The 26,136-nt window shown below is 42.9% G+C and carries 21 protein-coding genes; 13 read left to right on the forward strand and 8 right to left on the reverse strand.

Features of this window, described 5'->3' with window-relative positions:
- Nucleotides 1-61: 61 nt before the first annotated feature.
- A complete protein-coding gene (locus AC19MV_RS17660) occupies nucleotides 62-406 on the reverse strand; it encodes an IS66 family insertion sequence element accessory protein TnpB (protein ID WP_498309197.1) in 345 nt (114 codons plus the stop codon).
- An 850-nt stretch (nucleotides 407-1,256) separates the two neighbouring features.
- Here AC19MV_RS17660 and AC19MV_RS17665 point away from each other — a divergent pair.
- Nucleotides 1,257-3,578 carry a putative bifunctional diguanylate cyclase/phosphodiesterase gene (locus AC19MV_RS17665; protein ID WP_498309199.1) on the forward strand — a complete coding sequence of 774 codons (2,322 nt, stop codon included), beginning with the start codon at nucleotides 1,257-1,259 and terminating at the stop codon, nucleotides 3,576-3,578.
- Here the strand turns inward: AC19MV_RS17665 and AC19MV_RS17670 are convergent.
- Nucleotides 3,544-4,518, reverse strand: a complete 975-nt coding sequence (locus AC19MV_RS17670) for an alpha/beta fold hydrolase (protein WP_498309201.1) — start codon at nucleotides 4,516-4,518, stop codon at nucleotides 3,544-3,546. The two genes, AC19MV_RS17665 and AC19MV_RS17670, sit on opposite strands and share 35 nt — an antisense overlap.
- A 58-nt stretch (nucleotides 4,519-4,576) precedes the next feature.
- Nucleotides 4,577-6,394, reverse strand: a complete 1,818-nt coding sequence (locus tag AC19MV_RS17675) for a DUF885 domain-containing protein (RefSeq protein ID WP_498309203.1) — start codon at nucleotides 6,392-6,394, stop codon at nucleotides 4,577-4,579.
- 221 nt (nucleotides 6,395-6,615) lie between these two features.
- On the opposite strand from AC19MV_RS17675, the gene add reads away from it, so the two are divergent.
- On the forward strand, nucleotides 6,616-7,614 hold the full coding sequence (gene add / locus AC19MV_RS17680) for an adenosine deaminase (RefSeq protein WP_432404209.1): 999 nt from the start codon (nucleotides 6,616-6,618) through the stop codon (nucleotides 7,612-7,614).
- Between the two features lie 120 nt (nucleotides 7,615-7,734).
- Here add and hemN read toward each other — a convergent pair whose 3' ends face one another.
- From hemN to AC19MV_RS17695, 3 genes are all read right to left on the reverse strand, one after another.
- Complete coding sequence (hemN, locus tag AC19MV_RS17685; protein ID WP_498309205.1) at nucleotides 7,735-9,111, reverse strand: oxygen-independent coproporphyrinogen III oxidase; 1,377 nt, start codon at nucleotides 9,109-9,111, stop codon at nucleotides 7,735-7,737.
- Between the two features lie 184 nt (nucleotides 9,112-9,295).
- On the reverse strand, nucleotides 9,296-10,045 hold the full coding sequence (locus tag AC19MV_RS17690) for an NRDE family protein (RefSeq protein ID WP_432404202.1): 750 nt from the start codon (nucleotides 10,043-10,045) through the stop codon (nucleotides 9,296-9,298).
- A gap of 59 nt (nucleotides 10,046-10,104) precedes the next feature.
- The gene (locus AC19MV_RS17695; RefSeq protein WP_498309207.1) at nucleotides 10,105-11,736 is read right to left on the reverse strand and encodes a ZIP family metal transporter; all 1,632 of its coding nucleotides are present in this window, start codon (nucleotides 11,734-11,736) and stop codon (nucleotides 10,105-10,107) included.
- Between the two features lie 263 nt (nucleotides 11,737-11,999).
- Between AC19MV_RS17695 and AC19MV_RS17700 the strand changes: the two genes are divergently transcribed.
- The 3 genes from AC19MV_RS17700 (at nucleotide 12,000) to AC19MV_RS17710 (ending at nucleotide 15,955) form a co-directional block, all read left to right on the forward strand.
- Entirely contained in the window at nucleotides 12,000-12,596 is a 597-nt protein-coding gene (locus AC19MV_RS17700) for a YhgN family NAAT transporter (RefSeq protein ID WP_432404196.1), read from the forward strand.
- Nucleotides 12,597-12,785: 189 nt separating this feature from the next.
- The gene (locus tag AC19MV_RS17705) at nucleotides 12,786-13,091 is read left to right on the forward strand and encodes a hypothetical protein (protein WP_498309209.1); all 306 of its coding nucleotides are present in this window, start codon (nucleotides 12,786-12,788) and stop codon (nucleotides 13,089-13,091) included.
- Nucleotides 13,091-15,955 carry an immune inhibitor A domain-containing protein gene (locus tag AC19MV_RS17710; RefSeq protein ID WP_498309211.1) on the forward strand — a complete coding sequence of 955 codons (2,865 nt, stop codon included), beginning with the start codon at nucleotides 13,091-13,093 and terminating at the stop codon, nucleotides 15,953-15,955. Before AC19MV_RS17705 ends, AC19MV_RS17710 begins: the two co-directional genes overlap by 1 nt.
- A 105-nt stretch (nucleotides 15,956-16,060) precedes the next feature.
- Here AC19MV_RS17710 and AC19MV_RS17715 read toward each other — a convergent pair whose 3' ends face one another.
- Nucleotides 16,061-16,627 carry a chorismate--pyruvate lyase family protein gene (locus tag AC19MV_RS17715; protein ID WP_498309213.1) on the reverse strand — a complete coding sequence of 189 codons (567 nt, stop codon included), beginning with the start codon at nucleotides 16,625-16,627 and terminating at the stop codon, nucleotides 16,061-16,063.
- A 126-nt stretch (nucleotides 16,628-16,753) separates the two neighbouring features.
- Here AC19MV_RS17715 and AC19MV_RS17720 point away from each other — a divergent pair, with 126 nt between their 5' ends.
- Together AC19MV_RS17720 and rlmF are read left to right on the forward strand one after the other, a co-directional pair.
- Nucleotides 16,754-17,152, forward strand: coding sequence for a flagellar basal body-associated protein FliL (locus tag AC19MV_RS17720; RefSeq protein WP_160055411.1), 399 nt, complete (start codon nucleotides 16,754-16,756; stop codon nucleotides 17,150-17,152).
- A complete protein-coding gene (gene rlmF / locus AC19MV_RS17725) occupies nucleotides 17,152-18,207 on the forward strand; it encodes a 23S rRNA (adenine(1618)-N(6))-methyltransferase RlmF (RefSeq protein ID WP_498309214.1) in 1,056 nt (351 codons plus the stop codon). The genes AC19MV_RS17720 and rlmF overlap by 1 nt, the downstream gene beginning before the upstream one ends.
- Nucleotides 18,208-18,215: 8 nt before the next feature.
- On the opposite strand, the gene AC19MV_RS17730 is transcribed toward rlmF, so the two are convergent.
- The gene (locus tag AC19MV_RS17730) at nucleotides 18,216-19,085 is read right to left on the reverse strand and encodes a formate dehydrogenase accessory sulfurtransferase FdhD (protein ID WP_432404174.1); all 870 of its coding nucleotides are present in this window, start codon (nucleotides 19,083-19,085) and stop codon (nucleotides 18,216-18,218) included.
- 325 nt (nucleotides 19,086-19,410) lie between these two features.
- Between AC19MV_RS17730 and AC19MV_RS17735 the strand changes: the two genes are divergently transcribed.
- The 6 genes from AC19MV_RS17735 (at nucleotide 19,411) to AC19MV_RS17760 (ending at nucleotide 26,128) form a co-directional block, all read left to right on the forward strand.
- Nucleotides 19,411-19,878 carry a DUF3305 domain-containing protein gene (locus tag AC19MV_RS17735; protein WP_498299375.1) on the forward strand — a complete coding sequence of 156 codons (468 nt, stop codon included), beginning with the start codon at nucleotides 19,411-19,413 and terminating at the stop codon, nucleotides 19,876-19,878.
- Nucleotides 19,875-20,507 carry a DUF3306 domain-containing protein gene (locus tag AC19MV_RS17740; RefSeq protein WP_498309216.1) on the forward strand — a complete coding sequence of 211 codons (633 nt, stop codon included), beginning with the start codon at nucleotides 19,875-19,877 and terminating at the stop codon, nucleotides 20,505-20,507. The genes AC19MV_RS17735 and AC19MV_RS17740 overlap by 4 nt, the downstream gene beginning before the upstream one ends.
- Before the next feature lie 143 nt (nucleotides 20,508-20,650).
- Nucleotides 20,651-22,336 carry a 4Fe-4S binding protein gene (locus tag AC19MV_RS17745; protein ID WP_498309217.1) on the forward strand — a complete coding sequence of 562 codons (1,686 nt, stop codon included), beginning with the start codon at nucleotides 20,651-20,653 and terminating at the stop codon, nucleotides 22,334-22,336.
- A 10-nt stretch (nucleotides 22,337-22,346) separates the two neighbouring features.
- Nucleotides 22,347-23,012 (forward strand): TorD/DmsD family molecular chaperone, encoded by a 666-nt coding sequence (locus AC19MV_RS17750; protein WP_498299373.1) that lies wholly within the window; start codon nucleotides 22,347-22,349, stop codon nucleotides 23,010-23,012.
- Nucleotides 23,013-23,063: 51 nt separating this feature from the next.
- On the forward strand, nucleotides 23,064-23,261 hold the full coding sequence (locus AC19MV_RS17755; protein WP_432404159.1) for a twin-arginine translocation signal domain-containing protein: 198 nt from the start codon (nucleotides 23,064-23,066) through the stop codon (nucleotides 23,259-23,261).
- A gap of 17 nt (nucleotides 23,262-23,278) precedes the next feature.
- Nucleotides 23,279-26,128, forward strand: a complete 2,850-nt coding sequence (locus tag AC19MV_RS17760) for a formate dehydrogenase subunit alpha (protein ID WP_498309297.1) — start codon at nucleotides 23,279-23,281, stop codon at nucleotides 26,126-26,128.
- Nucleotides 26,129-26,136 lie beyond the last annotated feature (8 nt).

A 26,136-nucleotide genomic window follows, 5' to 3' on the forward strand; every position in this document is an offset into this window, starting at 1 on the left:
GATTTACGAAAATCGACCACATCGGCACATAAATAAACGGTGGGCACATCAACAAATATCTTCATGCCGTTAACCCTTTAATAATGGCAACGATATCGTTCGTTGCTAAATTGGCTGGAAACATTAACTGGCCTGTGCGGATATCAAACTGCACCACATTTTGATGAGTTTGTTCGCAGACTTCAGTGGTGGTTTGTTTTAACTGAATAAAACGTGATGATGTGAGGTTCGTTGTTTGCACTGGCAAGATTGAATTAGGCTGATACTCAGCCAGTAAAGCACGTTGTTTATAATAAGTCGTAATAGCGACATTATGGTGTTGGCAGAATTCAATATTAGTGCCTTTGAAATTGCTGCGTTGCTGAAGTAGTGCCAGCCATTGTGCCGCTGTTCTGTAAGTTTTCATCACCTGCTCCGAATTTATTATTGAGCAGGTATTTTTAGACAATCAGAACATCGATGCTAGGTGTACTTCGCTAGACGGTTACTTTACGTCTGCCATTTATCAACATTGTCAGAGAAAGAAGCATGATAGCTGTGTGGCCGATATGCCCCTGCCAGAATAGGTCATTTCCAGGCGCCTAATTTTTTGAAAAGAGATACTCGAAAGAGTAGAGATAAGCCCGTTGCTAACAAAATAGGCTTTTTTACGTCTGTAGTTTAGTCAATATGGTCGTAGAAAGGAACATGATAGCTGTGTGACCGATATGCCCATGCGAAAGTAAATCATTTAATGTGTATAATTTTACGACCGTGTCGTGATAATTTTTATATCCAACAGATGTAGTTTTATCAGTCTGTTGTTTACACGCATACTTAAAAGGTTTTTTAAGGTGTATTTTTTGATGTTTACCAAACAACTTGCTATTAAATAACGCAAATCCCGCTAATGTCATTATGTTAATATGGGTTATTGTAAATACGATAACGCAAATCAGATCATGCCGTTAAACTATGGCTGTTTAATGTAAAAAGCTATTAATTAATAAACAGTTTTTATGCCATTTATGTGGTTGCGTTCTATAACTATTTCTTTACTTATTGCTAAGATTACCGCTAGCATATATTTATCTATTTTATTGGGTGGGTTTATTTTGCCTCGGCTGCCAACATTTTCTTTATCTGTGCTTGTTCCTTTATGTTTTTTTATCCTTTACCTCGGTTTGGTATGTGGGGAGTATTTCTATGAGCACGCAGAGTTAAATGATCAGCTAGCATTGAGACAGACCGAGCAGATCCAAAAAGATCTTTTCCGTATGCGCCATGTTATTGAGTCAGCTGTGATGACTCAAGATTTTGAGCGGATAGAGCAAGAAGTTGCACTTGTTTCTACTGAGCAAAATATGATGGTATATGTGATTTTGGATTCATCTAGTGAAATCCAATATGCAAATCATATCATTTGGCGCGATAGCAATGCGACAAATGTGCTTGAGGGATATTCTGCAGAGCAACATCGCTTATCAGTAACAAGCAATAAACCTTATATCAATGTCAGTTTTGATCGTCTTTCAATACAAGCGTATTACCCGCTTAATTCTAATTCTCGTTTTAGCTACTCAAATGCCGCTGAGCTTGTGTATCTTGAATATGATATCGCCAACCTATTGTCTGAGGCGTCAGAAAGTCTATTAAAAAGATTTACCGGGATATGGGGATTCGGTGCTCTTGTGCTAACCCTATTTTGTTTGCTATTGCATTACGCATTAATTAGGCCATTAACTCAACTCAGTCATGCCGCAAAAAATTTAGATAATCCAGATTTTAGTAATAATATTTTCTGCGTCACCACTGAAATTAATAATCTCCGAGATTATCTCAATTTAGTCAAAGGTCGTTTGTCTCGCAGTCGAAAGCGTCTTAATGATGCAGAACAAAGATGGCTATTTGCTGTTGAGGGCGCACGCAATGGCATTTGGGACTGGGGAATTGCCACTGGTGATGTGTTTGTGTCAGACCGTTGGAAAGAGATGCTTGGCTACCAACACTATGAACTAGATAACGATTACTCGGTATGGGAATCTCGCTTACATAGAGATGACAAAGAACAAGTATTAAATACTTTGCAAAACTATATTAATAATCAACGGGATGAATATGAAAGCGTCCACCGATTACGCCATAAAGATGGCCGCTATATTTGGGTTCTTGACCGCGGCAAGATCGTTGAATGGGATGAGTCTGGTAGACCGTTAAGAATTATTGGTACCATTACGGATGTATCTGGTGATGTAAAAAGTCAGCGTATATCCGTGGATAAAATTAATCACAATGGCTTAACCGATTTAATTAATAGAGAAGTCTTGGCAGACGAACTATACGATTTACAGGTGTTTAGTCGCAGTACAGGCCAGTTTTCGGCATTGTTAATGATTAATTTAGATAATTTTAAACTGATTAACGATGCACTTGGCAAGCAGTTAGGCGATAGATTATTAATGCAGATAGCGGCTAGATTGTCTGGTAATTTTTCTAACGCAGGTTTAGTGGCTCGACTTGGTGCAGATGAATTTGTTATTTTAGCTAAAAATTTGGGCAGCGAAATTGATCAAGCTAATAAGCGTGCTTTGGCATTAGCCAGTGAAGTAAGGCAACTTATTGGTCGTGGTTTTACTATTTCAGAACAAAATTTATCTATTTCAGCAAGGATCGGTTTAGTGGTATTTGATGGTATTGAATCATTAGAACCGCAAATACTATTAGCTCGTGCAGATAGCGCACTTGAGCAAGCGAAAGACAGCCGAACGAACGGTTGTGCTATTTATGAACCGCAGTTAGATAAAAATCAAATTCAACCTTTTAAATTGCAAAATGAGCTAAAGGACGCCATCAGTAACCATCAAATGTCGTTGGTTTTTCAACCTGTTGTCGATCAAGCTGGACGAGTTCATAGTGTCGAAGTGTTGATGCGTTGGTATCACCCTCAGTTTGGTTTTATTAGCCCGACCAAATTTATCGCTGCAGCTGAATTAACCGACTGTATTTTTGAACTCGAACTTTGGGCCTTAGATCAGGTATTAGAAATGATTAATACCTTACAGCAAGCACAATCAACCGTGCCCATCATGTCGTTAAACGTTTCCTCAAGACACTTCCATCAAGACCATTTTGTCAGTGTTTTAATGAATAGAATTAATGCGGCTCAAATATCACCGGCTTTATTACAGCTTGAATTAGCTGAAGATATATTTACCGTCAATTCTAATATCGCTAGAGGTAAAATTTCAGAACTACAAGGACATGGCATCAATATCGCTATGGATGATTTTGGTGGTGGCTCGTGTGGCGTACATCAATTACAAGGCATTAAATTTTCGCAGGTTAAATTAGCTGCAGTATATTTAGATGAAATAGAATATAACCCTGAGACATTTAATATTGTAAATGCAGTCATTGAATTTGCATCTAAACTAAATTTACCGGTAGTGGCTAAACAAATAGAAAATAAACAACAGCTTAATTTATTAACACATGCAAAATGTACTTGGTTCCAGGGGTATATTATTAGCCGTCCTCTAGATAAAGAAGACATGATCCAGTTAATTAAAACCCAGCTGTCTTTGAGTGTTGTGCCATAAAGTCCATGGTATAAGACAACGCAATATTGCGCATTATATCTGTTTCTATAAACACTTCGTGGAAAGCTCCCTCAATAACAACCTTATGACAGCGACTACTTAGGGCAAGGTTTTGAGCTTCGTTACAGACAATGCTGTCTTTTTCTGCCTGTAAAATCAAAATAGGTGTTTGGCTATGTTTAGCATATTCAATGCATCGCTGCGCAGCTGACATGGCTTCGAGTAACCAGCGATTTGTTGGCGAACCTAACTGTGCTTTAGGCGTTGCATCAAATTGATTACGATATTGTTGATAGCGCGGTTTACTGTGCGTTAATTGATTACGCTTAAACGTCACCGCTTGGTATGCACTGCCACCTAGCACATAACGACTATGCACTTTTCCATCGATCATATGACTATTATCAAATTTATTTGCTAGCCAACGGACCGTCTTTGCCGCAAAAGGCAGTTTTATTCCGAGCATAGGTGCCGAAAAAATAGCAGCGGTAAATGTGGCAGGATGTTGCTGGATATAGTCCGTTGCGACAGTACATCCCATTGAATGGGCAAGTATAAACAACTCAGAATGCTTATTTGGGATAACGACTTCATTAATAAACTGACTAAGGTCGTCTGTGTAATCGCTAAACTTATCAACATAACCTTGGTGAGGGTTATGGGTTAGCCTATCTGATAAACCCTGACCTCGGTGATCTAAGGCATACACGCTAAAGCCTTGTTGATATAAATCGAACATTAATTCTTTGTATTTTATATAAGATTCAACACGACCATTACTGATCACTATCGCTTTGTGATTATCTGGATGTTGAATGTATGCATAGGCAATACTTATTCCATCAGGGGTACTAAAGTGACTCTGAATTACGCCTAGCCAAAAATTGCGCTGAGCACTGGTGTCTAATTTGAGTTCCGACGAAAATTTCATGTAATGCATTATTTATAAGCCAGCTTGTTAATATTTATTGTGTTGTTTGTCGCGTAAAATATGGCGGTTAAATTTGGCCGTTAACTTTTATTAAAGCTTGTTGTTGCGCGATAAACTGATCGATCATCTGCTCTAATACTGACATTGGGATTGACCCATTTTCAAGTACCGCATCATGGAAAGCTCTAATATCAAAATCAGCGCCTAATGCTGACTCTGCTTTAGCGCGTAAACGTTTAATGGTTAACTCGCCGATTTTGTACGATAAGGCTTGTCCTGGCCAAGAAATGTAACGATCAATTTCGGTCGTGACATTGTGCAGCGATAACGCGGTATTACTGGCCATAAAGTCTATTGCTTGTTGACGACTCCAGCCTTTTGAATGCATGCCCGTGTCGACAACCAATCTTGCTGCTCGCCACATTTCGTAAGTTAAACGACCAAAATTACTGTATGGGTCTTGATAAAATCCGGCTTCAAGCCCGAGGTATTCCGAATATAATCCCCAACCTTCGCCAAATGCTGAAATATAGCTATAACGTCTAAAGTTAGGTAAATCAGCGAGCTCTTTATTCAGTGATATTTGTAAGTGATGACCGGGTACGGCTTCGTGTAGCGTGAGTGCTTCGAGCTCATATAAAGGGCGTTTATCTAATGCATAAGTATTGACCCAATAATAGCCAGGCTCGTCATCACGGTTTGAGCCTGAATAACGACCCGTTGTGTACTTAGGTGCTATTTCAGCAGGAACCGGCTCAATACCATAAGGTGTTCTAGGCAGTTTACCGAAGTATTTAGGCAGCATGGCATCGGCTTTTTTTGCAATAAAGGCGGCTTCTTTAAGTAACTCATTTGCGGTTTTAGGATAAAACTGTGGGTCGGTGCGTAAAAAATGTAAAAATTCAGCAAAACTACCGTTGAAGTTAACCTGTTGAATAATCGCCTCCATTTCGCCGCGTATTCTTGCCACTTCCTCAAGGCCAAGCTGATGGACTTGCTCGGCACTCATGTCGACAGTGGTGTAGTAATTAACTCTATTTTGATAAAACGCTGCGCCGTCGGGTAGTGCTGAAGCGGCAATTTCAGTACGCGCATTGGGTATATACTGCTCAATCATAAAATCATAAAACTGCTGATACAGAGGTAATACTGTGTGTGTTACCAGTGCTAGACCTTGTTGAGTTAATGCTGCTTTCTCTGCCGCACTAAAGTGATCTGGATATTGTGTAAACGGTACAAAGTAGCCACTTTTTTCGGGTTCGACAATAAAGGCGCTTATGCTGTCTTCAAAACCATTTAGTGTCACCTTGGCCGGTGTAATTCCACTGGCCAGACCCTTTTTTAACCAGTCAGTCTGTTGTTCAAAATAGCGTGGCATCAACGTTAATTTAGCCATATATTGTTGGTAGTCTTCCATGCGACTGAATCGAGCTTTTGCTATAGAAGCAATATAGGCATGGAATCCGCTTTCGGCGGTAATAGGCAAATAATGATCATGAAAACGATACAAATCGACATCGTTTTGTAATTGAGCTTGCAACATATTTGCGTTAATGATGCTTTCTTTTGATAAACCTGTACGATTTAGGTTGTTAAGTGCATCGAGTAACTCGAGTGTTTGCTGATTCTTTTGTGCTAAGGCGTGTGGCGAGAGATCGGCGAGTTTACTGGCCGCTTCAACATTGCCCAAGCTGGCTGCAAGCTCTGGTGAATACGCTAAAGTCAGTGTCCAACTTTTGTCGATGATTGCTTTTAAGTCTTGTTCTGCAATCGCTTGCGAAACGGAGATGTTATCAAGAGTCTCTGTGTTAGATTGTGGCGTCGAATTAACTTGGCAGCCTGATAAACTGAATACAAAGAGTGCAGGTAAGATAAGCAAGCGCATCAAAAGTCCTTTAGATTGGCAGTATGTATGCTTTAGTTGATTAAGAGTATGCCCGATTTCAGCATAAAAGACACATCGCAAACACAGTTGTGAATATGTTGTGACTGAATTCAGAAAAAAACAATCGTCATCAGAAATAATGTAAATACATGTTAAACTGAATACTATTCTCTGACCGACAAAATCAAACCAATGGCAGGGTAAGTTTATAGGGGTTAATTATGATAGATACAACCATTCCGCTGGTTGATTTGCATCGTCACTTAGACGGTAATGTTAACGTAAAAACCATTTGGGAATTAGGCCATCAACATGGTATTAAGTTACCGGCTAATTCGTTAGAAGAGCTTGCACCTTTTGTGCAAATTCAAGGTAAAGAAAACAATTTAGTCGACTTCTTAAAGAAACTAGATTGGATGGTTGCGGTATTAGCTGATTTAGATGCTGTTAAGCGTGTTGCCTACGAAAACGTCGTCGATGCCGCTGCCCAAGGATTAGATTACGCAGAGTTGCGCTTTAGCCCTTACTACATGGCGATGAATCATAATTTACCGATTGAAGGTGTGGTTGAAGCTGTCATTGATGGTATGCGTGCCGGTATTAAAGAGCACGACATTCAGATTAAGCTAATTGGTATTATGTCTCGCTCTTTTGGCCAAGAAAAATGCCGTTTAGAACTTGAAGGTATTTTAGCTCATCGTGACAACATTGTTGCAATGGACCTGGCTGGAGATGAGCTTGGTTTCCCTGGAGACTTATTTACCGAACACTTTAAGCGTGTGCGTGATGCTGGATTACAGATTACTGCACATGCAGGTGAAGCAGCGGGTGCAGAAAGTATGTGGCAAGCCATTAACGTTTTAGGTGCCACTCGTATTGGCCATGGTGTTAATGCTATTCATGACCCTAAATTAATGGAATACCTTGCTAAGCACCGTATTGGTATTGAATCGTGTCCAACCAGTAACTTACATACCTCAACTGTCGCAAACTATGATGTGCATCCTCTGCGTAAATTTTTAGACGCGGGTGTGTTAATTGGTTTGAATACCGATGACCCAGGGGTGAGCGCAATTGATATCGCGCACGAATATCGTGTCGTTAAGTCTGAAATGGGCTTTAGTGATAGTCAATTAGCAACCTTACAACGCAATGGCGTTGAAATGGCCTTTTTATCTGACAGTGAGCGCAAAGCGTTATACGCCAAAAAAGCTCAATAACCTGAGTTTTAATAGCCTGAGTTGAATGCCATAAAGCGTTGAATTAAAAGTTATAAAAGACATAACAAAATAGCCAGCAAGTGCTGGCTATTTTTATGTTCAGCACTTGTTATATTACAATTAAATCACTCGTGAAAACTGCTGTTGACGAGCTTTTTGACGATAATACACATCAAAGCACATACAGATATTACGGATCAGTAGACGACCGGTCGTGCTAACGGTGAGTTTGCGGTCTGTAATGTCGACAAGCTTATCGTTAATAAAGGTCTGTAATAATTTCAAGTCTTCAGCAAAGTAGCTTTCAAATTGAATATCAAATGTGGCATCAATTTTCGCCATATCTAAGTCAAAATGACAAATGATTTGCTTAATGACCGCACGGCGGATTTCATCATCACGGTTTAAGCTACAGCCTTTCCAAAGCGCATGACCATTAGCGTCAATTGATTCGTAGTAAGGGCGAATGTCTTTTTGGTTTTGTGCATAACAATCGCCAATTTGGCTAATTGAAGAAACACCTAAGCCTAACAGGTCACATTCTTCCTGAGTGGTATAGCCTTGGAAGTTACGGTGCAGTTTTCCGGCATTTTGTAATTTAGCTAACTCATCGGTTGGCTTTGCAAAGTGGTCCATACCAATAAATTGATAACCAGCACCCGTTAACGACTCAATGGTTTGATGCAACATATCGAGCTTTTGCTGCGGCGATGGCATATCGATATCTTTAATTTTACGCTGCGCGGCAAAACGAGACGGTAAATGTGCATAGTTAAATACCGATAAACGGTCTGGCGATAGCTCAATAATACGCGCGATAGTTTTAGCAAAGGTCTCCGGTGTTTGTAACGGCAAACCATAAATAAGGTCAACGTTAGTGGATACAAATCCTAGTGCTTTTGCTCTGGCTATTAAGTCGAAAATAAATTGCTCGTCTTGTTCGCGATTTACCGCTACTTGAACATCTTTATTAAAATCTTGCACACCAATAGACACCCTGTTAAATCCGGCTTCTTTTAGCGTGTCTAACATGCTGAGTTCTATCTCACGCGGGTCGACTTCGATTGAGTATTCACCCACTTCAGCAAAGTTAAAGTGTTCTTTAATCAACGCAGTTAACTTTAGGATTTGCTCAGGGCTTAAAAATGTAGGTGTGCCGCCACCCCAATGCATTTGGGTGACAGTGTAGTTTTGGAATAGTGGTGCGCGCTTAACAATCTCAGCGGCTAAATATTCAATATATTGGTCTGCTTTGTGGGCGTGACGAGTAATAATTTTATTACATCCACAGTAGTAGCAGAGCTTGGCACAAAAAGGAATATGCACATACAGCGACAATTTGTCGGTTTTGCTATTTTTAATCGATGTCAGTAAATCTTGCTCAGTAAAGGCGTCATCGAATTCTAATGCGGTCGGGTAAGAAGTATAACGGGGACCGCTGTAATTATATTTTTCGATCATCGACTGATCCCAACTAATCTGAGTGGGCTGCTTCAAGGCGTGTCCTCCGGGGGTAAATTAGCAACAGGCGAAGTATGCAATGTTCACAAACAAATTAACTTGATCTAGGTTGTAAAAATGAATGTTGCCTGTGCAAACTCAGGCACATTAGTCATAACTGATATGGGATTTTATGAATAATGAGGTGCTCGTCACAGTCTACTGCGCTGAAATATTGAAGTTAACCGAGGGTAAACTGCTGTGAGCCTAAATTGCGTGCTTTACCGTCATAGCGAGTTTCAGAAAACGTGATTTGACCACTACGGTGTTTCAGCATAATGCTGGTTGATCGGGTACCGTATTCGTCATGCTGAATAAAAATTGATGAGAGTCTTCTTTCCCATTCAAGGCTAACACCTGTTTTAGGTAATGCGTTATCTTCAGGTTGTGAGGTGTCGAGCATTAATGCGCGTAAGGCTTCAATATCTGGTTTGGCCGTTTGATTAATATAACGCTGTAGTGCTTGTTGTCCTTTGGCCATTTTGGGCCACACATCATCTAAGGCGCCATTACTCACAGCATGAAATCCCGATGAGAGTTTGGTGGTTTGTGAGGTTTTACTGTTGAAGCAATAAAGCTCATCAAGCTGTTGGAACACAAGATTGAAGGGATTGTAGTTAATGGCGTGCTCACTAAGCCATTGAGGGGTTATATCGTTGGTGCACAAGGCGTTGACCACGAGCTCACCACGGCTGCGAACGCCATCTTGCTGGCCTAGCACTCTTATATTGGTTAAGCCCGCAAATTGCCCAAGCTCATTAACCCCAAGCCAAGTGCCGCCTGCTTGTTTGTCTTGGCCAGCATAAATAGCTGGTGTCGTTGCCCAACGATAAGCGGGCTCGGTTGCTCTATGATGAAATTCATCACGGTTGGCACAAACAATTAATGGGTAATCTGGGTGGGTATCAATGGCAACAAACAAAATGCACATGGGGTTTCTCGTTTAGGGACGATAACCCCATCATAACCATAAATTAATCGATTTACTGGTTATTTATGTTGATTATCACTGTTCGCTGTATGAGTGTGGCTATGCGAATGATCGTGACTGTGATTATGGCCGCTAACGTGGCTATGACCAGTATCATCTCCATGACCTTTAGTATGATCATGGTGATGAGGCGTCGTTTTTATATTGATCATGAGGCGGCTTAAAAACTGTCGAGGACCAAGCCTAAGTAAGCTCGCTCCAAACAGTAAGATGATAGCCACTAAGCCAATAATATTTATTGTATCAGGTAAATGTAGTGTGTTTGTTGAACTTAATGTCACTTGATCTGCCACCATTAAGCCTGCAAGCAAAATCCCGCCTAACATCAAACCTTGTTTCCAATTCATCAGTTTTAATTGACCAATACTGACTACAGGTGCTGCGAGTAGGGTAAATGCGACTGCTATTTGGCTCCAACCACTGTAAGCAAGCGCCAAGGCTAAAATAACCGTGCCGAGGTTACAAAAACGCATTGGTAAAAAGACCAACAGTAAAATAAACACCTGCAGCGCAGGGTTTTCTAATGGAACCGAAGGGTGACCAATTAAATTGGCTAATACTAAACTCAGTATAATCCACGGCGCGCTTCTATCGACTAATTGACCAAAACCAAAACGCCAAGCTGAATCAGGTAAAGCAGGATGTGGGTCGGTAATCTTGACTTGAGTCATCGTCATCAATATACCAATCGCGAGCAATCCCAGGGTTTGATATAACGCAAACCATGGCCCCAGTAATAACAGGGTAACCAATAAGGCTTCAGGTCCCGCAAGGCGTTGTAGCCAACGTAATGCTAATGAAGCGTGTGACGGACGTAAACCCAGCGCGAAACGCGATGTCGCGATAACGTAACTGGCTAATAAAATAGGTGAAATGGTTAATAACCAACTCACAAATTGTTCTGAACCATGGTCGTGATGCGCATGCTCGTGACCACCTGTATCCATTAACAATAATAACGCCAATAAACCTAAGCCCAATAAACTGCCAATACCCGCTTGATACTGATATTTACCTTGCTTGTCTTCTTGATGGTGGCCATGAGGTTGGTGTAGCACCACATGCAATATAGAGCCAGTCACAAAGGCTTGCAGGTAAACCGTATTCTCTAAACTCAATTGAGTCAGTAAGTGTTCACCAGCAAAGTAGCCTACCGCGGTTAATACCATCATTGCCGCTAATACAATACTCGCCCAGCGAGTACCAACCTGAGGTTTTAATAACCACCAAATCGCCACACCAACAGGTAAGCGATGCATAATCACGCCTAGCGCAAGCAGAGTTGAGTTGCCTTCTTGTTGTGCAAGTACCATTGCACCGCCATCGGTAATCGTGTGCAGCAATAGCCCGCCGATACCGAGTGTGAGGGTAATGTTGTGAGTGATATTAGAGTAGCGATGGAATAGTTTTTCGCTTGCAGTAGGGCCCCAAACGCCGAGCAACACAAAAAACAGCGTGATAAAACCACCGTGCTCGAGCAATTCTGGCAAAATATGGATGAGCACTAGCCCGCCTAGCGAGACGAATATAAAACCGTCTAAGCCTTTTTGTAACCCACTTCCCGATGAAAAGTAACGGTAAAAAAGTGGCCCAAATAATAATGCGATACAGCTAGCGATGAGATAGAGCATGTTATCCAAGGATTCAATCGAAAAAAACAACGCAGTATAACATTTTTCAATTATGTTGTAGCGTGCGAATCGCTCAAGCTGAAAAATTTACTTAAAACAGATAATGTGAGCAATGCTCGATAGCCTGTCATAGGTCATAGTACCAGTAGACGGCAGCGCGGTTGGAAACAGATTAAACGAATATCTGAGTCATTACGTCGATTGTTGTAACGGTTTCGGTATACAATATCGCCATTGTTTTACAAATTAAAAGATAGTTGTCCATGGATATTTTTTCTGCTGCTGTGATGTTATTTCTGATTATGGATCCACTCGGTAATTTACCGATTTTTGCCTCCATATTACGCCACATTGATCCTAAAAAGCGCCGCAGAGTGTTAATCCGTGAATTAATATTTGCGTTAATTATCATGTTGTCATTCTTGTACGCCGGCGAAGCGATCTTGAACTTTCTTAATCTGCGCTCCGAGTCGGTCAGTATTGCTGGCGGGATTATTCTATTTTTAATTGCGATTAAAATGATTTTCCCATCACCTGGTGGTGTTGCCGGCTTAGCTGCGGGAGAAGAGCCGTTTATTGTTCCTATGGCCATTCCATTAATGGCTGGGCCGTCTATTTTAGCGGCATTAATATTATTAGCACACACCGACAATAGCCGCATGATTGATTGGACTATTGCGCTGGTGTCAGCTTGGGCGCTAAGTGCCTTTATCTTAATGTTTTATAAAGTGTTCACTCGTATACTGGGTGAAAAAGGCCTCACTGCCGTTGAACGTTTAATGGGCATGGTTTTGGTGATGATCTCAGTGCAAATGCTGCTCGATGGCATTTCAAATTATATCAACCACACCACAGGTTAATCCCAGTTGGCTGTAATCACGGTTAAAACCGACTTTATGAGTCGGTTTTTTGCTTTATTAAGCTCTCGTAATGATTTATTTACTACTTTTTAATCGAACGGTCACATTTACATTAAAGAATGTCTAACTTTAATTGTAACCCTATAGTTGCAGCTGTTAATGTCATGTAATTATTGTTTGGGGTGATTTATGAAGTCTATTTTCTTATTGTTGGGGCTTGCCATATTGAGTGTGCAGGGGTGCCAACATCAAGCAACCGCAGAATCCGCACCTGTTGCGATAGCCACAAAACCATTGATCAAAGACTGTGGCCCAAGTGGCATGCCACCAATACGCGATCGCAGTAAATTAATTGAAAACCTGCGTGCTAAAGGCTTGATTACCGAGGATATGGATCAAGTGCAAATAGACAAAACGGTTGCCGATTATATTACCAAGCGCCAAAAAGCATTTGAAAAATGCCACAAACCAACACCCAATACAGGTAAGTCGTAATGAGTAAGTTAACTAAATATCAAGGTTTTGCTATATCCACTTTATTGCTGGCATGTTGCAGTACCTCAGCATTAGCGGCCCCACAAACGGGCACGCCAGCAGATGGCGCACTTATTAACGAACAACAAGTGCTGTATTGGCTAATTAAACGTGGTGAGCTGGCCGTTGACGCTACCGAGCAAGAAAAACAAGCCGCCATTGATGCTTTTGTGAGTCGTGGACGTGATGCTAAATTTAAACCTGCGGCGATTGAAGTCAAAGCTGAACAAATACGCCTTAAACAAGCTGCGCAAAAAAGCACAAAAAATGCCCAGTATGTAGCAGCCAATAATAAAGTGCAGGCTGACCAAGATATTACTAAAACAGTCAAGGTGTTGGCTGTGCTGGTGGACTTTCCTGATTTACCGCACGATGCGAATCAGCTTACTGTTGGCGATACAGACATGTACTACAGCAGCTATCCGGCATCGCATTATCAACAATTACTGTTTTCTGAAACCGGTTTTGCTGGCCCCAATAGCCAAACGCTGCAATCTGCGTATCAATATTTTCAGGCCGCTTCTGGCAAAAGTTTTTATTTTACTGGCCAGGTACAAGATTGGGTAACTGCAGATAACAACGCCGCATACTATGGCGGTAATAATGAAGATGAAGACGACAACGCGGTACCTGAGTTAGTGAAAGAAGCCGTCGTTAAAGCCATTGTGGGTATGAGTGATACTGAACTCAATAATTATGATATTGAAGATCCATATGATTTAGATGGTGACGGTAACTACGATGAAGCCGATGGCATTATCGATCACGTGATGCTATTTCACTCAAGTATTGGTGAAGAAGCCGGTGGTGGTATTTTAGGTGACGATGCGATTTGGTCGCACAGATACTACGTTGACCAAGACACAAATGGCTACAGCATTCCGGGCCGAGGCCTAAAGGTACTGGGATATACTGTACAGCCCATCGACTCAGCAGCAGGGGTGTGTACCCACGAGTTTGGCCATGATTTAGGTCTACCTGACGAATACGACACTACTAACCAGGGCGATGGTTCACCCGTTGGTGAATGGTCGTTGATGTCTGGTGGTAGTTGGACTGGCAGTATTGCAGGTTCTCAACCCAGTGGTTTTAGCCCTTATGCGAAGTCTTATTTACAGCAAAAATACAAAGGTAAGTGGGTTAACGAGCAACATGTTTCGTTAGCCGATTTAACTAGTGGCAGCACATCCGTACAGCTCAATCATGCCACTAATTCCGACGCAGTAAATCAACTGTCGATAGCGCTACCAGCGCAAGGCGTACCGTTTAAAGCTCCTTTCTCTGGGGAATACCAGTATTATTCAGGCCAAGGCAATATGCTCAATAATGCCCTGTCGTTTGATGTGACATTACCGTTAGATACGCCGCTTGCATTAACCTTTAAAGCCCATTGGGACATTGAAGAAGATTTTGACTATGTACAGGTGCTCGTCGACAGTGTCGCAATTGAAGGCAACTATACTAGTAACAATAATACGGTTTATCCGACAGTAAAAAACTTCATTAGTGGTCTGTCGGGCGACATTGTCACGTCAACAGGGGCAGACAATTGGGTTGATTTACGTTTTGACCTCAGTGTTTATGCTGGCCGTAATGTACAAATCAGCGTGGTATACAAAACAGATGAAGCCGTAGGCGAGTACGGTATGGCAATTGATGATATTCAGCTCACTAACCAAGGTAATGCTTTTTATGTCGATGGTGCTGAAGCGAGCGATGTTGCAACCTTAACTGGGTTTACTCGAATAGATGACAGTCTGCCCGGCCAAGCTCAACGTTATATTGTGCAATTACGAAGTCATCAGGGTATTGATGCGGGGTTGGCTTACAGCAAATACGTACCAGGCGTTTTACTGTGGTTAGAAAACTTTAACCAATACGACAACAACGTATCAGAGCATCCTGGAGAAGGATTAATTGGTGTCATTGATGCAGACCAAAATCTGATTGGCACCAGAGGTACAGAGGTTCAGGTTCGCGATGCAGCTTTTAGCTTATATGCTCAAAGTACGTATTCTGGTGACACCCATTTAGATGCCGAGTCATTATTTGATGACAGCCGCGATTACAGCGCACCGCTTAAACCGCAAGCTGGGATGATTATTCCTGAATTAGGGTTAACTATGCAGGTTACCGAGCAAGCAAGCGACAGTAGCAGTGCAACGGTTGAGTTTGCGTTAGCCGATGGCAGTATTTTGCCTGAGGTAGACTTAACGGCAGATATTGCGGCTGAGGTCATAGGGGCAAAAGTCAGTTTTAGTGCCACAGTGAGTGGCGGTAGCGGTTATACCTATGCATGGTCATTTGGCGTAAGTAACGCCACCAGTACAGCAAGCTCACCAAGTTACACTTATCCAACCTCAGGCGATTATGACGTCAGCGTGCTGGTTAAAGACAGTGCCGGCAATACGGTTACCGCAACTAAAACAGTGAGGGTAGTTATTGCGCCAGTGGCAGCATTTACTTTGCTTCAAACTGATGCAAGTGTCAGTGTGACAAACCGTTCAACCGAAGGCTTTGGTGGGCTTACTTACCTATGGAACTTTGGTGATGGCAGTGCTTCAAGTACAGTACAAAACCCGAGCCATGCTTACACTCAAAGCGGCACTTACGCAGTGACTTTAGTCGCGACGGATTCATTAGGTAATGAATCAAGCGTGAGCCAAAATGTAACCGTAACCGTAGCTGTGACGACAACACCCACTTCGCCGACAACGCCGACAACAACTGCATCAACTGACAGTAACAGTAGCGGCGGTAGTTTAGGGTGGTTAAGCATGATGTTACTCGTTTTAGGCGGTACTTTGCGTAAGCGAGTTAACTAACCTGAACTCGGGATAATAAAAGGTTAGCTAATCATTCTTCGGCAGTAAACAAAACGCCCATCACACTGTGAATGGGCGTTTTTGTGGAAGCTCTATCAGTAACAGCTAGAGATTATTGATGCGCTCAACTGCTGCGGGTAAAAAAATCTCGCTAACGATTAACTGCGAGTCATGCAAGTTAAAGTAACGTCTTCTTCCCCACAAACTGGCATTTACTTGCTGATTTAAGCTGGTAGCGAGTGCTGCAAGGCGGCCGCAGGTTTCAAACTGTGCCACTTCAATACTGCCCGGTGAAATATCTGGGCTGGTAAATAACAGTTCACCTAATGGTCGAGTACCAAGGTGAGTAAATTGGTCTCGAGTAGTGTCCAAAATAGTTTGCGGGATTAAGGTTCTGGCGAATACCCAGGGTGTACCGTCAAGGCATAATAAGACTTCGCGGATCCACACCGGCTCTCGATGGCTTGGAAACTCATCTTGTAGAGGTGTGAGTAAGTGCTCGCCCAATACTTTGACTTCAAAATGAGTGCAATGGGTTTTGAGACGTTGAGTTAAACTGCCTGTGGCTAATAACCAGTCTTTAAGTTGGTCATTTGGTAAGGAATCGATTTTTTGTGGCGAAAACCAATGAATTGATTCACCATATGGAAAGCTAACACTGGTCACGTTCATCTAAAACTCGTTACAATATACCTCAACAGCAATAGTCTATCATGTCGTGAATAACCAAACACGCCTCAAGGTATGAGCAACATGGCCGATTTAATTAACGTTACATCTTTAGGAGTGTCTCTTATTATGAAAAAATGGCTTTCAACGTTAGTTATATTATGTTGCGCTGCATTCCACGTACACGCAGCCGATGAAGGTGTAGAAGATTATGCGTATTATGGTTTTGAGCCAGATATCGTGACTAATTACATTTCTAACCGTAAAAAATTAGGTTTTGTTAAAATCAGTGTCGAGCTGATGGTAAAAGATCCTAATGATTTGGTGAGTTTAGAGCATCACGATCCTCTTTTACGTTCTGCAATCGTCGAGATTTTAGGTAATCAGTCAGAAGATAAAGTGAAATCATTGTCTGGTCGTGAAGAAATCCGCCGTGAGTGCTACGAGACGGTAAATCGTTTAATGGAACAAGAAGTTGGAAAGTCGATAGTGGTCAACTTGTTATTTACTAAGTATTTATACGATTAATGAAGCGTTCTAATCCTGTTGGGCGAGCCAAGCCACAAGCTAAGCGCTCGCCATCCTCTCAACATAAAGCATCGAATAACGTTAATATATCCAAAAAATTGCACCCTCGAAATGCCCATCTACATGGCTATGATTTTGCAAAGTTAGTTGCGGCTATGCCATCATTAAGCGGCTTTGTGCGTGCTAATCCCTATGGTAATCCGTCTATCGACTTTGCCGATCCTGACGCGGTAAAGTGCTTAAATTCAGCTTTATTACTCAGTGACTACAAGATAAAAAACTGGGATATCCCAACGGGGTATTTGTGCCCGCCAGTGCCAGGTCGTGTGGATTATTTACACTACATTGCCGATTTATTAGCGCCAAAAGGACCGCTTATGCATGGGCCAAATATCCGCGTTTTGGATGTTGGCACTGGTGCTAATGGTATCTATCCGCTGCTGGGGATTCAGACTTACGGCTGGCAGTTTATCGCATCGGACATCGATCCCGTCTCGATTGACAATGTCGCGAATATTGCGAAGCAAAACCCCAGTATTGAAGCTAATTTACAGTTAAGGCTGCAATCGACACCGCAACATATCTTTAAAGGCATTATTGCAGACAATGAACGTGTTGATGTCACCATGTGTAATCCACCCTTTCATCGCTCTTTAGCCGAAGCCTCTGCAGGCTCGTTACGCAAAGTGACTAATTTGGCTAAAAACCAGCAGCAAAAGCACGGTAACACATCACACAATTTGATCGCAGCACAAGCAAACCCTAAATTGAATTTTGGTGGTCAAAAAGCCGAATTGTGGTGTGATGGAGGCGAAGCGCAATTTTTGGCCAACATGATAAACCAAAGTAAAGAATACGCCAGCCAAGTGCTGTGGTTTACGTCATTGGTGTCTAAATCTGACAACCTCAAGCCGTGTTATCAATTGCTTAAACACTTAAGTGCGGCAGAGGTAAGCACGATTGAAATGACTCAGGGTAACAAAATTACGCGAATTTTGGTGTGGAGTTTTATCCCCGCAACACTTCGCCAGCAATGGGCTTTGTTACGGGGTTAACCACATCATTATTTGGAGGGGTGATCGTTTTTAAGGGCATCAAACTCGATTGTCTCGCTGCCGTGATACACTAAAAAATGGCGTCCTTTGGCACGTGCGATTAAGGTAATCCCCAGCTGCATCGCTAAATCTAATCCCATTTGGGTGACACCACTGCGTGACAACAATACTGGTATTCCCATCTTGGCGACTTTAATCACCATTTCTGAGGTAAGCCGGCCAGTTGTGTAGAAGATTTTGTCACCTCCAGTTTGTTGTTCTAGCCACATGTCTCCCGCCAAGGTATCTACTGCATTATGGCGGCCTACATCTTCAACAAACGCGAGTATTTTGTCGTGCTGGCAGAGCCCACAGCCATGCACCGCACCGGCATTTTTGTAGGTTTCGTTATACGCATTAATGTTATTGAGTAAAGCGTAAATTGTTGATTGTTTTAAGGCTGGCGTGGGTAGTGATATTTCATCTAAACCTTGCAAAAATCCGCCGTAAACGGTGCCTTGACCACAGCCCGATGTCACGGTTTTTTCCGATAATTTTTGCTCAATATCTTCCGATATCTCTTGCGTGATGACCGCAGCAGAGCTCACTTCCCAGTCAACAATTACAGACTCTAATAAGCTTAAGTCGCTAATAAACCCCTGGTTCTTAAGATAACCAATGGTCAATGACTCGGGTTTGGCGCCTAATGTCATTAAGGTTACTATTGGGCGCCAATTTAAATACACTGTTAGCGGGCGTTCACAGGCGACAAATTTATCGACCACAACACCTTGGTCATCCACCGCTTTAACCGCAATAGTTAAAGGCACTTGTGTGGCTGTTTTGACAAATTTTACGGGCTTGCGGGCTGAGGACATTGCCGAAGCAGATTGGGTCATAAGTGAGCCTCTTAAAGTGTATTTTATAGATGCGATCGCCTCATTGGGTTACCTCATCGGTTAATTAGCATAGCAATTATTATTCCCTAAACTGAAAACATCTTACCTAAGCGTGATCTAGCGCAAATCTTCAACAAATCAATACTTTTAACGCGTATTAATGTCCCAGTTGCTATTGCGGTGTGGACATAATGTCCTATTGTTAATAGGTAAATTGAGATCAAGTTCAAAGTTAATTTTACTTTTTAGTTGGCATCATTTTTGCTCTACCTAAGTATAGCAATTCAATCACACGTGGCTTATGTAGCCTGAGGTCAGCATCAATATGCAACATACCGATAAGATATGGCCAATGTATGTGTCACTTAAAAAAGTGCAAGTGCAAACAGGGCGCTGGACATCGGTTCGCTGGGAGCTTGAGCACATGGTGCCAGCAACACAACCTCAGCCCGACAATGCCGTGCTCATTCCACTTGAACTCTATAAAGATCAACGTGGTAGCTACCGTATTAATCTCGATATGGATAACCCAACGTTGTACATAGTGTGCGATGAGCTCAGTGATGGTACCTGGATACCCGCGATTATTTCTGCTGATCAACACGTCAGTGCCGGCTGCTTAGAGTCAGACACGCCAGTGTTGAACATTCCGATGCCTAGCGCGATTGCCTGTTGGATTGAAGCATTCATTACTCGACATGGTGAAGTAGAAATTAGCGCTCATCGCCGTAAGCATGTCAATCGTCGTAAAAATGAAGGTCCAAGTGCCAACCGTTCTGGGAATATGCAATGAGCAGCCAAGACGGATTATTGAGTCGCTGGGAATTACGTCGCCAGCGAGTGGCTGCAGAAGCAGAGCAGCAAGAGCTTGATACTGCAAATGAGTCGCTTGAGCTTACACAGCAACCTGACGCCACAGCGCAAACAGAACTGGATGATGGACTAACGGATGTTAGCCCTGAAGAAGAGCCGTTACCCGACCCAAGCACCATTGAAGTGGGCGGCAGTTTTGCCCGGTTTATGGCTAAAAATGTCGATCCAACCGCTAAGGCTGCAGCATTGCGTGCTTTATGGAAGCAACCACAATACGGCCATATCGATGGCTTATTAGAATATGCATTGGATTACACCAATCAACCCATTTTGTCTGCTGAAGTGTCAGCAGAGTTAGCCAGTAAAGTGTTTCGTTACGTGGTAGAAAAAACAGATCCTGACGAAGATGAGTTACTTGCAGACTCTGAAACCGAGATGGGTCGTGACGTTGAAGCAGTAACAACCGACATAAGCAGTGAAACAGAATTTACAGAAGTTGATGAGTCGTTAGCGATTACGCAACAATCGGAAACGTTATCGGCTAACGCCCAAGTACAGGATGATGACCTACTTGAGCCCGCCTTTGCCAGTGATGAGGCTAAAGGCTAACAGACCGTATTAAGCCGATATGATATTGATATGTTATCGGGTATGCAGTCAGTCGATTTGATGAGTTGATATAAATAAAAAGTGTTAATTGCACCGTGAGCCTGGGTGATTAACCAGAGACAAAAACCGATATTAGGAACGCAATGAGCATAATAAAAAACCAGCCTATGCTGAAACAAGCTCGGCAACAGGTAATGGCGAATACCCAGATTTTACAAAATCTGATCCCGCCAACAGTCAGCTATACCACTCAAGGTAATGTATTAGTCATTGGCCCAGAAGATCTTGCCCGTTTAGCGGCGGACAAATTGTCCACCATGAACAGTTGTGTCATTTTGGCCAATGAAGCGATTACTAGCCAGGATGAAGCACACCTTGAAGCGGTAATGAATGCAGCCACGCAAGTTGAAAGCTACTACAACAAATTAGTCAGTATTAAAGGCTTTTTAGGTCAGTTTCAGGTAAAAGTTGAAGGTGATAATGGCATCAGCGAGCTCAGTGTGGTGGCGATTCGTCAAGCACACTTTGATATCGTACTCGACCTAAGTCACAGCCCAAGTATTAATTTAGAAATGCTGCCTCCTGGGTATTTTTATGTCGGCCAAGACAAAGCATTACTGGCAGATGCCCTTGAGCAAATCCCCGATTTAGTCGGCCAGTTTGATAAACCACGATACGTTAAAGTTAATCACGACATTTGTGCGCATAACAAACATGGCTTAAATGGCTGTAACCGATGCTTAAACTTTTGCCCTGCTGATGCGATTAGTAGCGTAGCGCAAAAAATTGAAATCGACCCTTACCTTTGCCATGGCGCAGGCAGTTGTACCAATGCATGCCCAACAGGGGCATTAAGTTATGATTTACCTACGCCAAAATCTTTGCATGCCTATCTTGAAAAGTTAGTTAGTCGTTACCGTCAACAAGCGCAAACCGCACCAGTGGTGTTATTTCACGACAATGAAGCTGGTGCTCAGTTTATTAGCGACGAGTTAAGCGGCGATGTGTTACCTGTAGCAATGGAAGAAATCACCGTAGCCAGTATTGATCATTGGATGACAACGTTAGCCTATGGTGCTCGGGAAGTGTTGATTTTAAATACCCCTGCTACAGCTCCCACACTGACGCAAATGCTCAAAGGTGAATTGGCATTAGCCAACCGTATTTTAGATGAAATGGGACAGCCACAGCGTATTCGCTTAATTAGCCCTGAAGATCTAAAAGATTTAGAGCCAGCATTAACCATCAGCCTAGCATGGCCAGTGATTATGCCAATGGTTGTTAATCAGGCGGATATTGCCCCAGCAAGTAATGCCAAACGCAGTTTATTGTTTCAAGCGGTTGACCATCTAAATAGCCAGGCCGCCGCGGTTGTTAACGTGATGCCTCTGGCGAACATTCCTTACGGAATGGTGAGTATTAATAGCGATAAATGCACCTTGTGTATGTCGTGCGTTGCAACATGTCCTACCCAAGCATTAAAAGATGGTGGAGATACACCAGCACTTAAATTCACAGAGCAAGACTGCGTGCAATGTGGTTTGTGTGAAGCAGCGTGTCCGGAAAAGGTCATTAGTCTAATTCCACAAATAAACTTCAATCCACAACAGCGTCAGCAAGTCCAAATACTAAAAGAAGAACCACCATTTGAGTGTATCCGTTGTGGTAGCGAGTTTGCCACCCAATCAATGATACATAAAATGGTCGAAATGGTCGGCGCGCACAGTGCGTTTAGCGCCAATATAGAGCGTTTGAAAATGTGTGGCGATTGCCGTGTAAAAGACATGTTTGAAGACATCCTTGACGATCCAGAAAAGCAATTGCGATAAGAGATCTGCTATGACAGAAACAGTGAGACAAATAAGCGAAAACGACCAATTAAGAGCTGATATTTATCAGTTGTTGGCCGCGCTAATGCGCCGCCAGCCGAGTGCCGAGTTATTGCAGTTTTTAGCTGATTTAGACATAGAAGTCGAAGAAGGCAACGCCATGAGCGATGCCTGGATAGCATTGAAGCAAGCAGCACAAAAAAGTGATACCGATACCCTAGAAGATGAATATTTTGCCATTTTCCTGGGCGTCGGCAGCGGTGAAATTATGCCTTATGGCAGTTGGTTTATGACCGGTTCACTTATGGATAAACCCTTAGCGGCATTGCGCAGTGACTTAATGCAATTAGGGTTTGAACGTGAAGAGAACGTTAAAGAGCCTGAAGATCATGTCGCCGCATTATGCGAAGTGATGGGCTGCCTTATTTTAGAAGCACCTAGTTACCGACAATTAGCGTTTTATCAACGCCATATCAGTAGCTGGATTATTCGTTTTTGTGAAAACTTAGCCAAAACGCCTAGTGCCCATTTTTACGTTGCGGTTGCGCAACTTGCTCTTGCCTTTTTTAAGGCAGAAGCGAATGAATTTGAACAACTGAGTTTAAACATTCCGGTGAACTGTCCAGGTAGTGCTGACCTTGAGCCGGTTGAAGACGAGATTGTGCAAATCAACTAAACCGGATGGTGGCAGTAACTAGCCTCATCTTTTTATCAACAAGGAGACCATATGAAAAAGCAAGCTTCCGACATGGGTCGTCGCCAAGTGTTAAAAGCACTTGCGCTCGGCAGTGCGGCAGGTGCTGTTGCTAGTGTGAGTGCACCCGCGCTTGCCCAAGTGACTAAACCGTCTACACAAGAGCCTACGGGCAATAACTATCGCGAAACAGAGCATATCCGTAACTACTATGCCTCGTTAAGTAAATAACAAAAGGAGAGTGTGTGATGCGATTAACCCGCAAATCAGACACAGTCGAGACTAAAACAACGTCCGGCTTAGGTCTTAACCGACGTCAATTCCTAAAGTCTGCCAGTTTGGCGACCGGTGGTATTGCCGCAGCATCAATGCTTGGTGCAGGTATGATGCGTAAAGCAGAAGCCAAAGATGTACCACATAACGCGCCTACAGAAGTCAAAAGAACAATTTGTTCGCATTGTTCTGTTGGTTGTGGTGTTTATGCTGAAGTACAAAATGGGGTGTGGACAGGGCAAGAGCCTGCGTTTGACCATCCATTTAACCAAGGTGGACACTGTGCTAAAGGTGCTGCATTACGTGAGCATGGTCACGGTGAAAAACGCTTAAAATACCCAATGAAGCTAGAAGGTGGTAAATGGAAGCGTCTATCATGGGATCAAGCCATCAATGAAGTAGGCGACAAAATGGAATCGATTCGTCAAGAGTCTGGTCCTGATTCTGTTTACTTTATGGGTAGTGCTAAATTTTCAAACGAACAAGCTTATATGTATCGCAAATTAGCAGCAATGTGGGGCACTAACAACGTCGATCACTCTGCTCGTATTTGTCACTCTACCACGGTAGCCGGTGTTGCAAACACTTGGGGCTACGGTGCGCAAACTAACTCGTTTAATGACATGCGCAACTCAAAGTGCATGATGTTTATTGGTTCTAATCCATGTGAAGCTCACCCAGTGGCGATGCAACACATTTTAATTGGTAAAGAGCGCGGCGCTAAAATCATTGTCGTTGACCCTCGCTTTACCCGTACAGCAGCTAAATCTGATGAATATGTCCATATTCGTCCAGGTACTGACATTCCATTTATTTATGGTTTGTTATGGCATATTTTCGAAAACGGCTGGCAGGATGATTCATTCATTTCTCAACGTGTATACGGCATGGAACGTATTAAAGAAGAAGTGAAGAAATACACTCCAGAAGAAGTTGAACATGTTGCTGGCGTGCCAAAAGAACAAATGTATCGCGTCGCTAAAATGATGGCTGAAACTAAGCCAGGCACCATTGTATGGTGTATGGGCGGTACTCAGCATCACATTGGTAATGCTAACACCCGCGCTTACTGTATTTTACAGCTAGCCCTTGGCAACATGGGTATCGAAGGCGGCGGAACAAACATTTTCCGTGGTCACGATAACGTACAGGGTGCTACAGACTTTGGCTTGTTATTTGATAACTTACCAGGCTATTACGGTTTAACGTCAGGTGCATGGGACCATTGGGCTAATGTATGGGACTTAGAACCGAGCTGGATTAAAAGTCGTTTCGACCAAGCTCAATACTTAGGTCAAGACCCACAAACCTCAGCAGGTATTCCTTGTTCACGTTGGCACGATGGCGTGTTAGAAGACAAAACCAAGATTGCGCAGAAAGACAATATTCGTCTGGGCTTCTTTTGGGGACAGTCAGTTAACACCGAAACCCGTGGCCGTGAAGTGCGAGAAGCACTCAACAAAATGGATACCGTTGTGGTTGTCGATCCATTCCCAACCATGGCCGGTGTGATGCACGAACGCCAAGATGGGGTGTATTTATTACCAGCATCAACGCAGTTTGAAACCTATGGTTCAGTGTCTGCGTCTAACCGTTCACTGCAGTGGCGTTCGCAAGTTATCGAACCATTATTTGAGTCATTACCTGATCATATCATCATGTATAAATTGGCCAAAAAGTGGGGCGTTGCAGAGCAATTCTGTAAGCAGATTAAAGTGAATGGTGATGAACCATTGATTGAAGATATCACTCGCGAGTTTAACACGGGTATGTGGACCATTGGTTACACAGGTCAAAGCCCAGAGCGTTTGAAAATGCACCAAGAAAACTGGGGTACTTTCGACGTTAACTCACTTGAAGCGCCCGGCGGCCCAGCTAAAGGCGAAACCTATGGTTTACCTTGGCCATGTTGGGGCACACCAGAAAACAAACATCCAGGTACACAAATTTTGTACCGTACAGGACGTGAAGTTAAAGACGGTGGTGGTAACTTCCGCGCGCGTTATGGTGTGGAACATGAAGGCAATAACATTCTTGCTGAAGGCTCTTTCTCGAAAGGATCTGAAATTCAAGACGGTTACCCAGAGTTTACTGCCGACATGCTTAAACAGCTTGGCTGGTGGGACGATCTAACTGCTGAAGAAAAAGTTAAAGCAGAAGGACAAAACTGGAAAACTGATATTTCTGGTGGTATTCAACGTGTGGCAATTAAGCATGGTTGTATCCCTTACGGTAACGCTAAAGCGCGTTGTATCGTATGGAACTTCCCTGATGACATTCCATTACACCGCGAACCACTGTACACCCCACGTCGTGACTTGGTGGCTAAGTACCCAACGTATGAAGACCGTATGGTGGCGCGCCTACCAACACTTTATAAAACCATTCAAGATAAGGATTTTGCTACCGACTATCCACTTGCCGTTACAACCGGACGTTTGGTTGAGTACGAAGGTGGTGGTGAAGAGTCACGTTGTAACCCATGGCTTGCTGAACTTCAGCAAGAAATGTTTATCGAGATCAACCCAGCAGATGCTGCAGATCGCGGTTTACGTGATGGTGATGACGTGTTTGTTCACAGTCCAGAAGGGGCAAAAATTACCGTTAAAGCAATGGTGACACCACGTGTTATTGCTGGCGAATGTTTTATGCCGTACCACTTTGCGGGTGTATTTGAAGGCAAGAGCCTAGAGAAAAACTACCCAGAAGGCACAGTACCTTACGTAATTGGCGAATCCGCTAACACCGTAATGACCTATGGCTATGACGTTGTGACTCAGATGCAAGAGACTAAGTCTAGCTTGTGTCAGATCAGCAAAGCCTAAACACTTGA

The sequence above is a fragment of the Shewanella sp. MF05913 genome, assembly GCF_059758095.1.

What these genes read in the sequence shown, in the direction of transcription:
- AC19MV_RS17660 (WP_498309197.1), bottom strand. Translation starts at nt 406, where the DNA reads ATGAAAACTTACAGAACAGCGGCACAATGGCTGGCACTACTTCAGCAA.
- AC19MV_RS17665 (WP_498309199.1), top strand. Translation starts at nt 1,257, where the DNA reads ATGCGCCATGTTATTGAGTCAGCTGTGATGACTCAAGATTTTGAGCGG.
- AC19MV_RS17670 (WP_498309201.1), bottom strand. Translation starts at nt 4,518, where the DNA reads ATGCATTACATGAAATTTTCGTCGGAACTCAAATTAGACACCAGTGCT.
- AC19MV_RS17675 (WP_498309203.1), bottom strand. Translation starts at nt 6,394, where the DNA reads ATGCGCTTGCTTATCTTACCTGCACTCTTTGTATTCAGTTTATCAGGC.
- add (WP_432404209.1), top strand. Translation starts at nt 6,616, where the DNA reads ATGATAGATACAACCATTCCGCTGGTTGATTTGCATCGTCACTTAGAC.
- AC19MV_RS17690 (WP_432404202.1), bottom strand. Translation starts at nt 10,045, where the DNA reads ATGTGCATTTTGTTTGTTGCCATTGATACCCACCCAGATTACCCATTA.
- AC19MV_RS17695 (WP_498309207.1), bottom strand. Translation starts at nt 11,736, where the DNA reads ATGCTCTATCTCATCGCTAGCTGTATCGCATTATTATTTGGGCCACTT.
- AC19MV_RS17700 (WP_432404196.1), top strand. Translation starts at nt 12,000, where the DNA reads ATGGATATTTTTTCTGCTGCTGTGATGTTATTTCTGATTATGGATCCA.
- AC19MV_RS17705 (WP_498309209.1), top strand. Translation starts at nt 12,786, where the DNA reads ATGAAGTCTATTTTCTTATTGTTGGGGCTTGCCATATTGAGTGTGCAG.
- AC19MV_RS17710 (WP_498309211.1), top strand. Translation starts at nt 13,091, where the DNA reads ATGAGTAAGTTAACTAAATATCAAGGTTTTGCTATATCCACTTTATTG.
- AC19MV_RS17715 (WP_498309213.1), bottom strand. Translation starts at nt 16,627, where the DNA reads ATGAACGTGACCAGTGTTAGCTTTCCATATGGTGAATCAATTCATTGG.
- AC19MV_RS17720 (WP_160055411.1), top strand. Translation starts at nt 16,754, where the DNA reads ATGAAAAAATGGCTTTCAACGTTAGTTATATTATGTTGCGCTGCATTC.
- rlmF (WP_498309214.1), top strand. Translation starts at nt 17,152, where the DNA reads ATGAAGCGTTCTAATCCTGTTGGGCGAGCCAAGCCACAAGCTAAGCGC.
- AC19MV_RS17730 (WP_432404174.1), bottom strand. Translation starts at nt 19,085, where the DNA reads ATGACCCAATCTGCTTCGGCAATGTCCTCAGCCCGCAAGCCCGTAAAA.
- AC19MV_RS17735 (WP_498299375.1), top strand. Translation starts at nt 19,411, where the DNA reads ATGCAACATACCGATAAGATATGGCCAATGTATGTGTCACTTAAAAAA.
- AC19MV_RS17740 (WP_498309216.1), top strand. Translation starts at nt 19,875, where the DNA reads ATGAGCAGCCAAGACGGATTATTGAGTCGCTGGGAATTACGTCGCCAG.
- AC19MV_RS17745 (WP_498309217.1), top strand. Translation starts at nt 20,651, where the DNA reads ATGAGCATAATAAAAAACCAGCCTATGCTGAAACAAGCTCGGCAACAG.
- AC19MV_RS17750 (WP_498299373.1), top strand. Translation starts at nt 22,347, where the DNA reads ATGACAGAAACAGTGAGACAAATAAGCGAAAACGACCAATTAAGAGCT.
- AC19MV_RS17755 (WP_432404159.1), top strand. Translation starts at nt 23,064, where the DNA reads ATGAAAAAGCAAGCTTCCGACATGGGTCGTCGCCAAGTGTTAAAAGCA.
- AC19MV_RS17760 (WP_498309297.1), top strand. Translation starts at nt 23,279, where the DNA reads ATGCGATTAACCCGCAAATCAGACACAGTCGAGACTAAAACAACGTCC.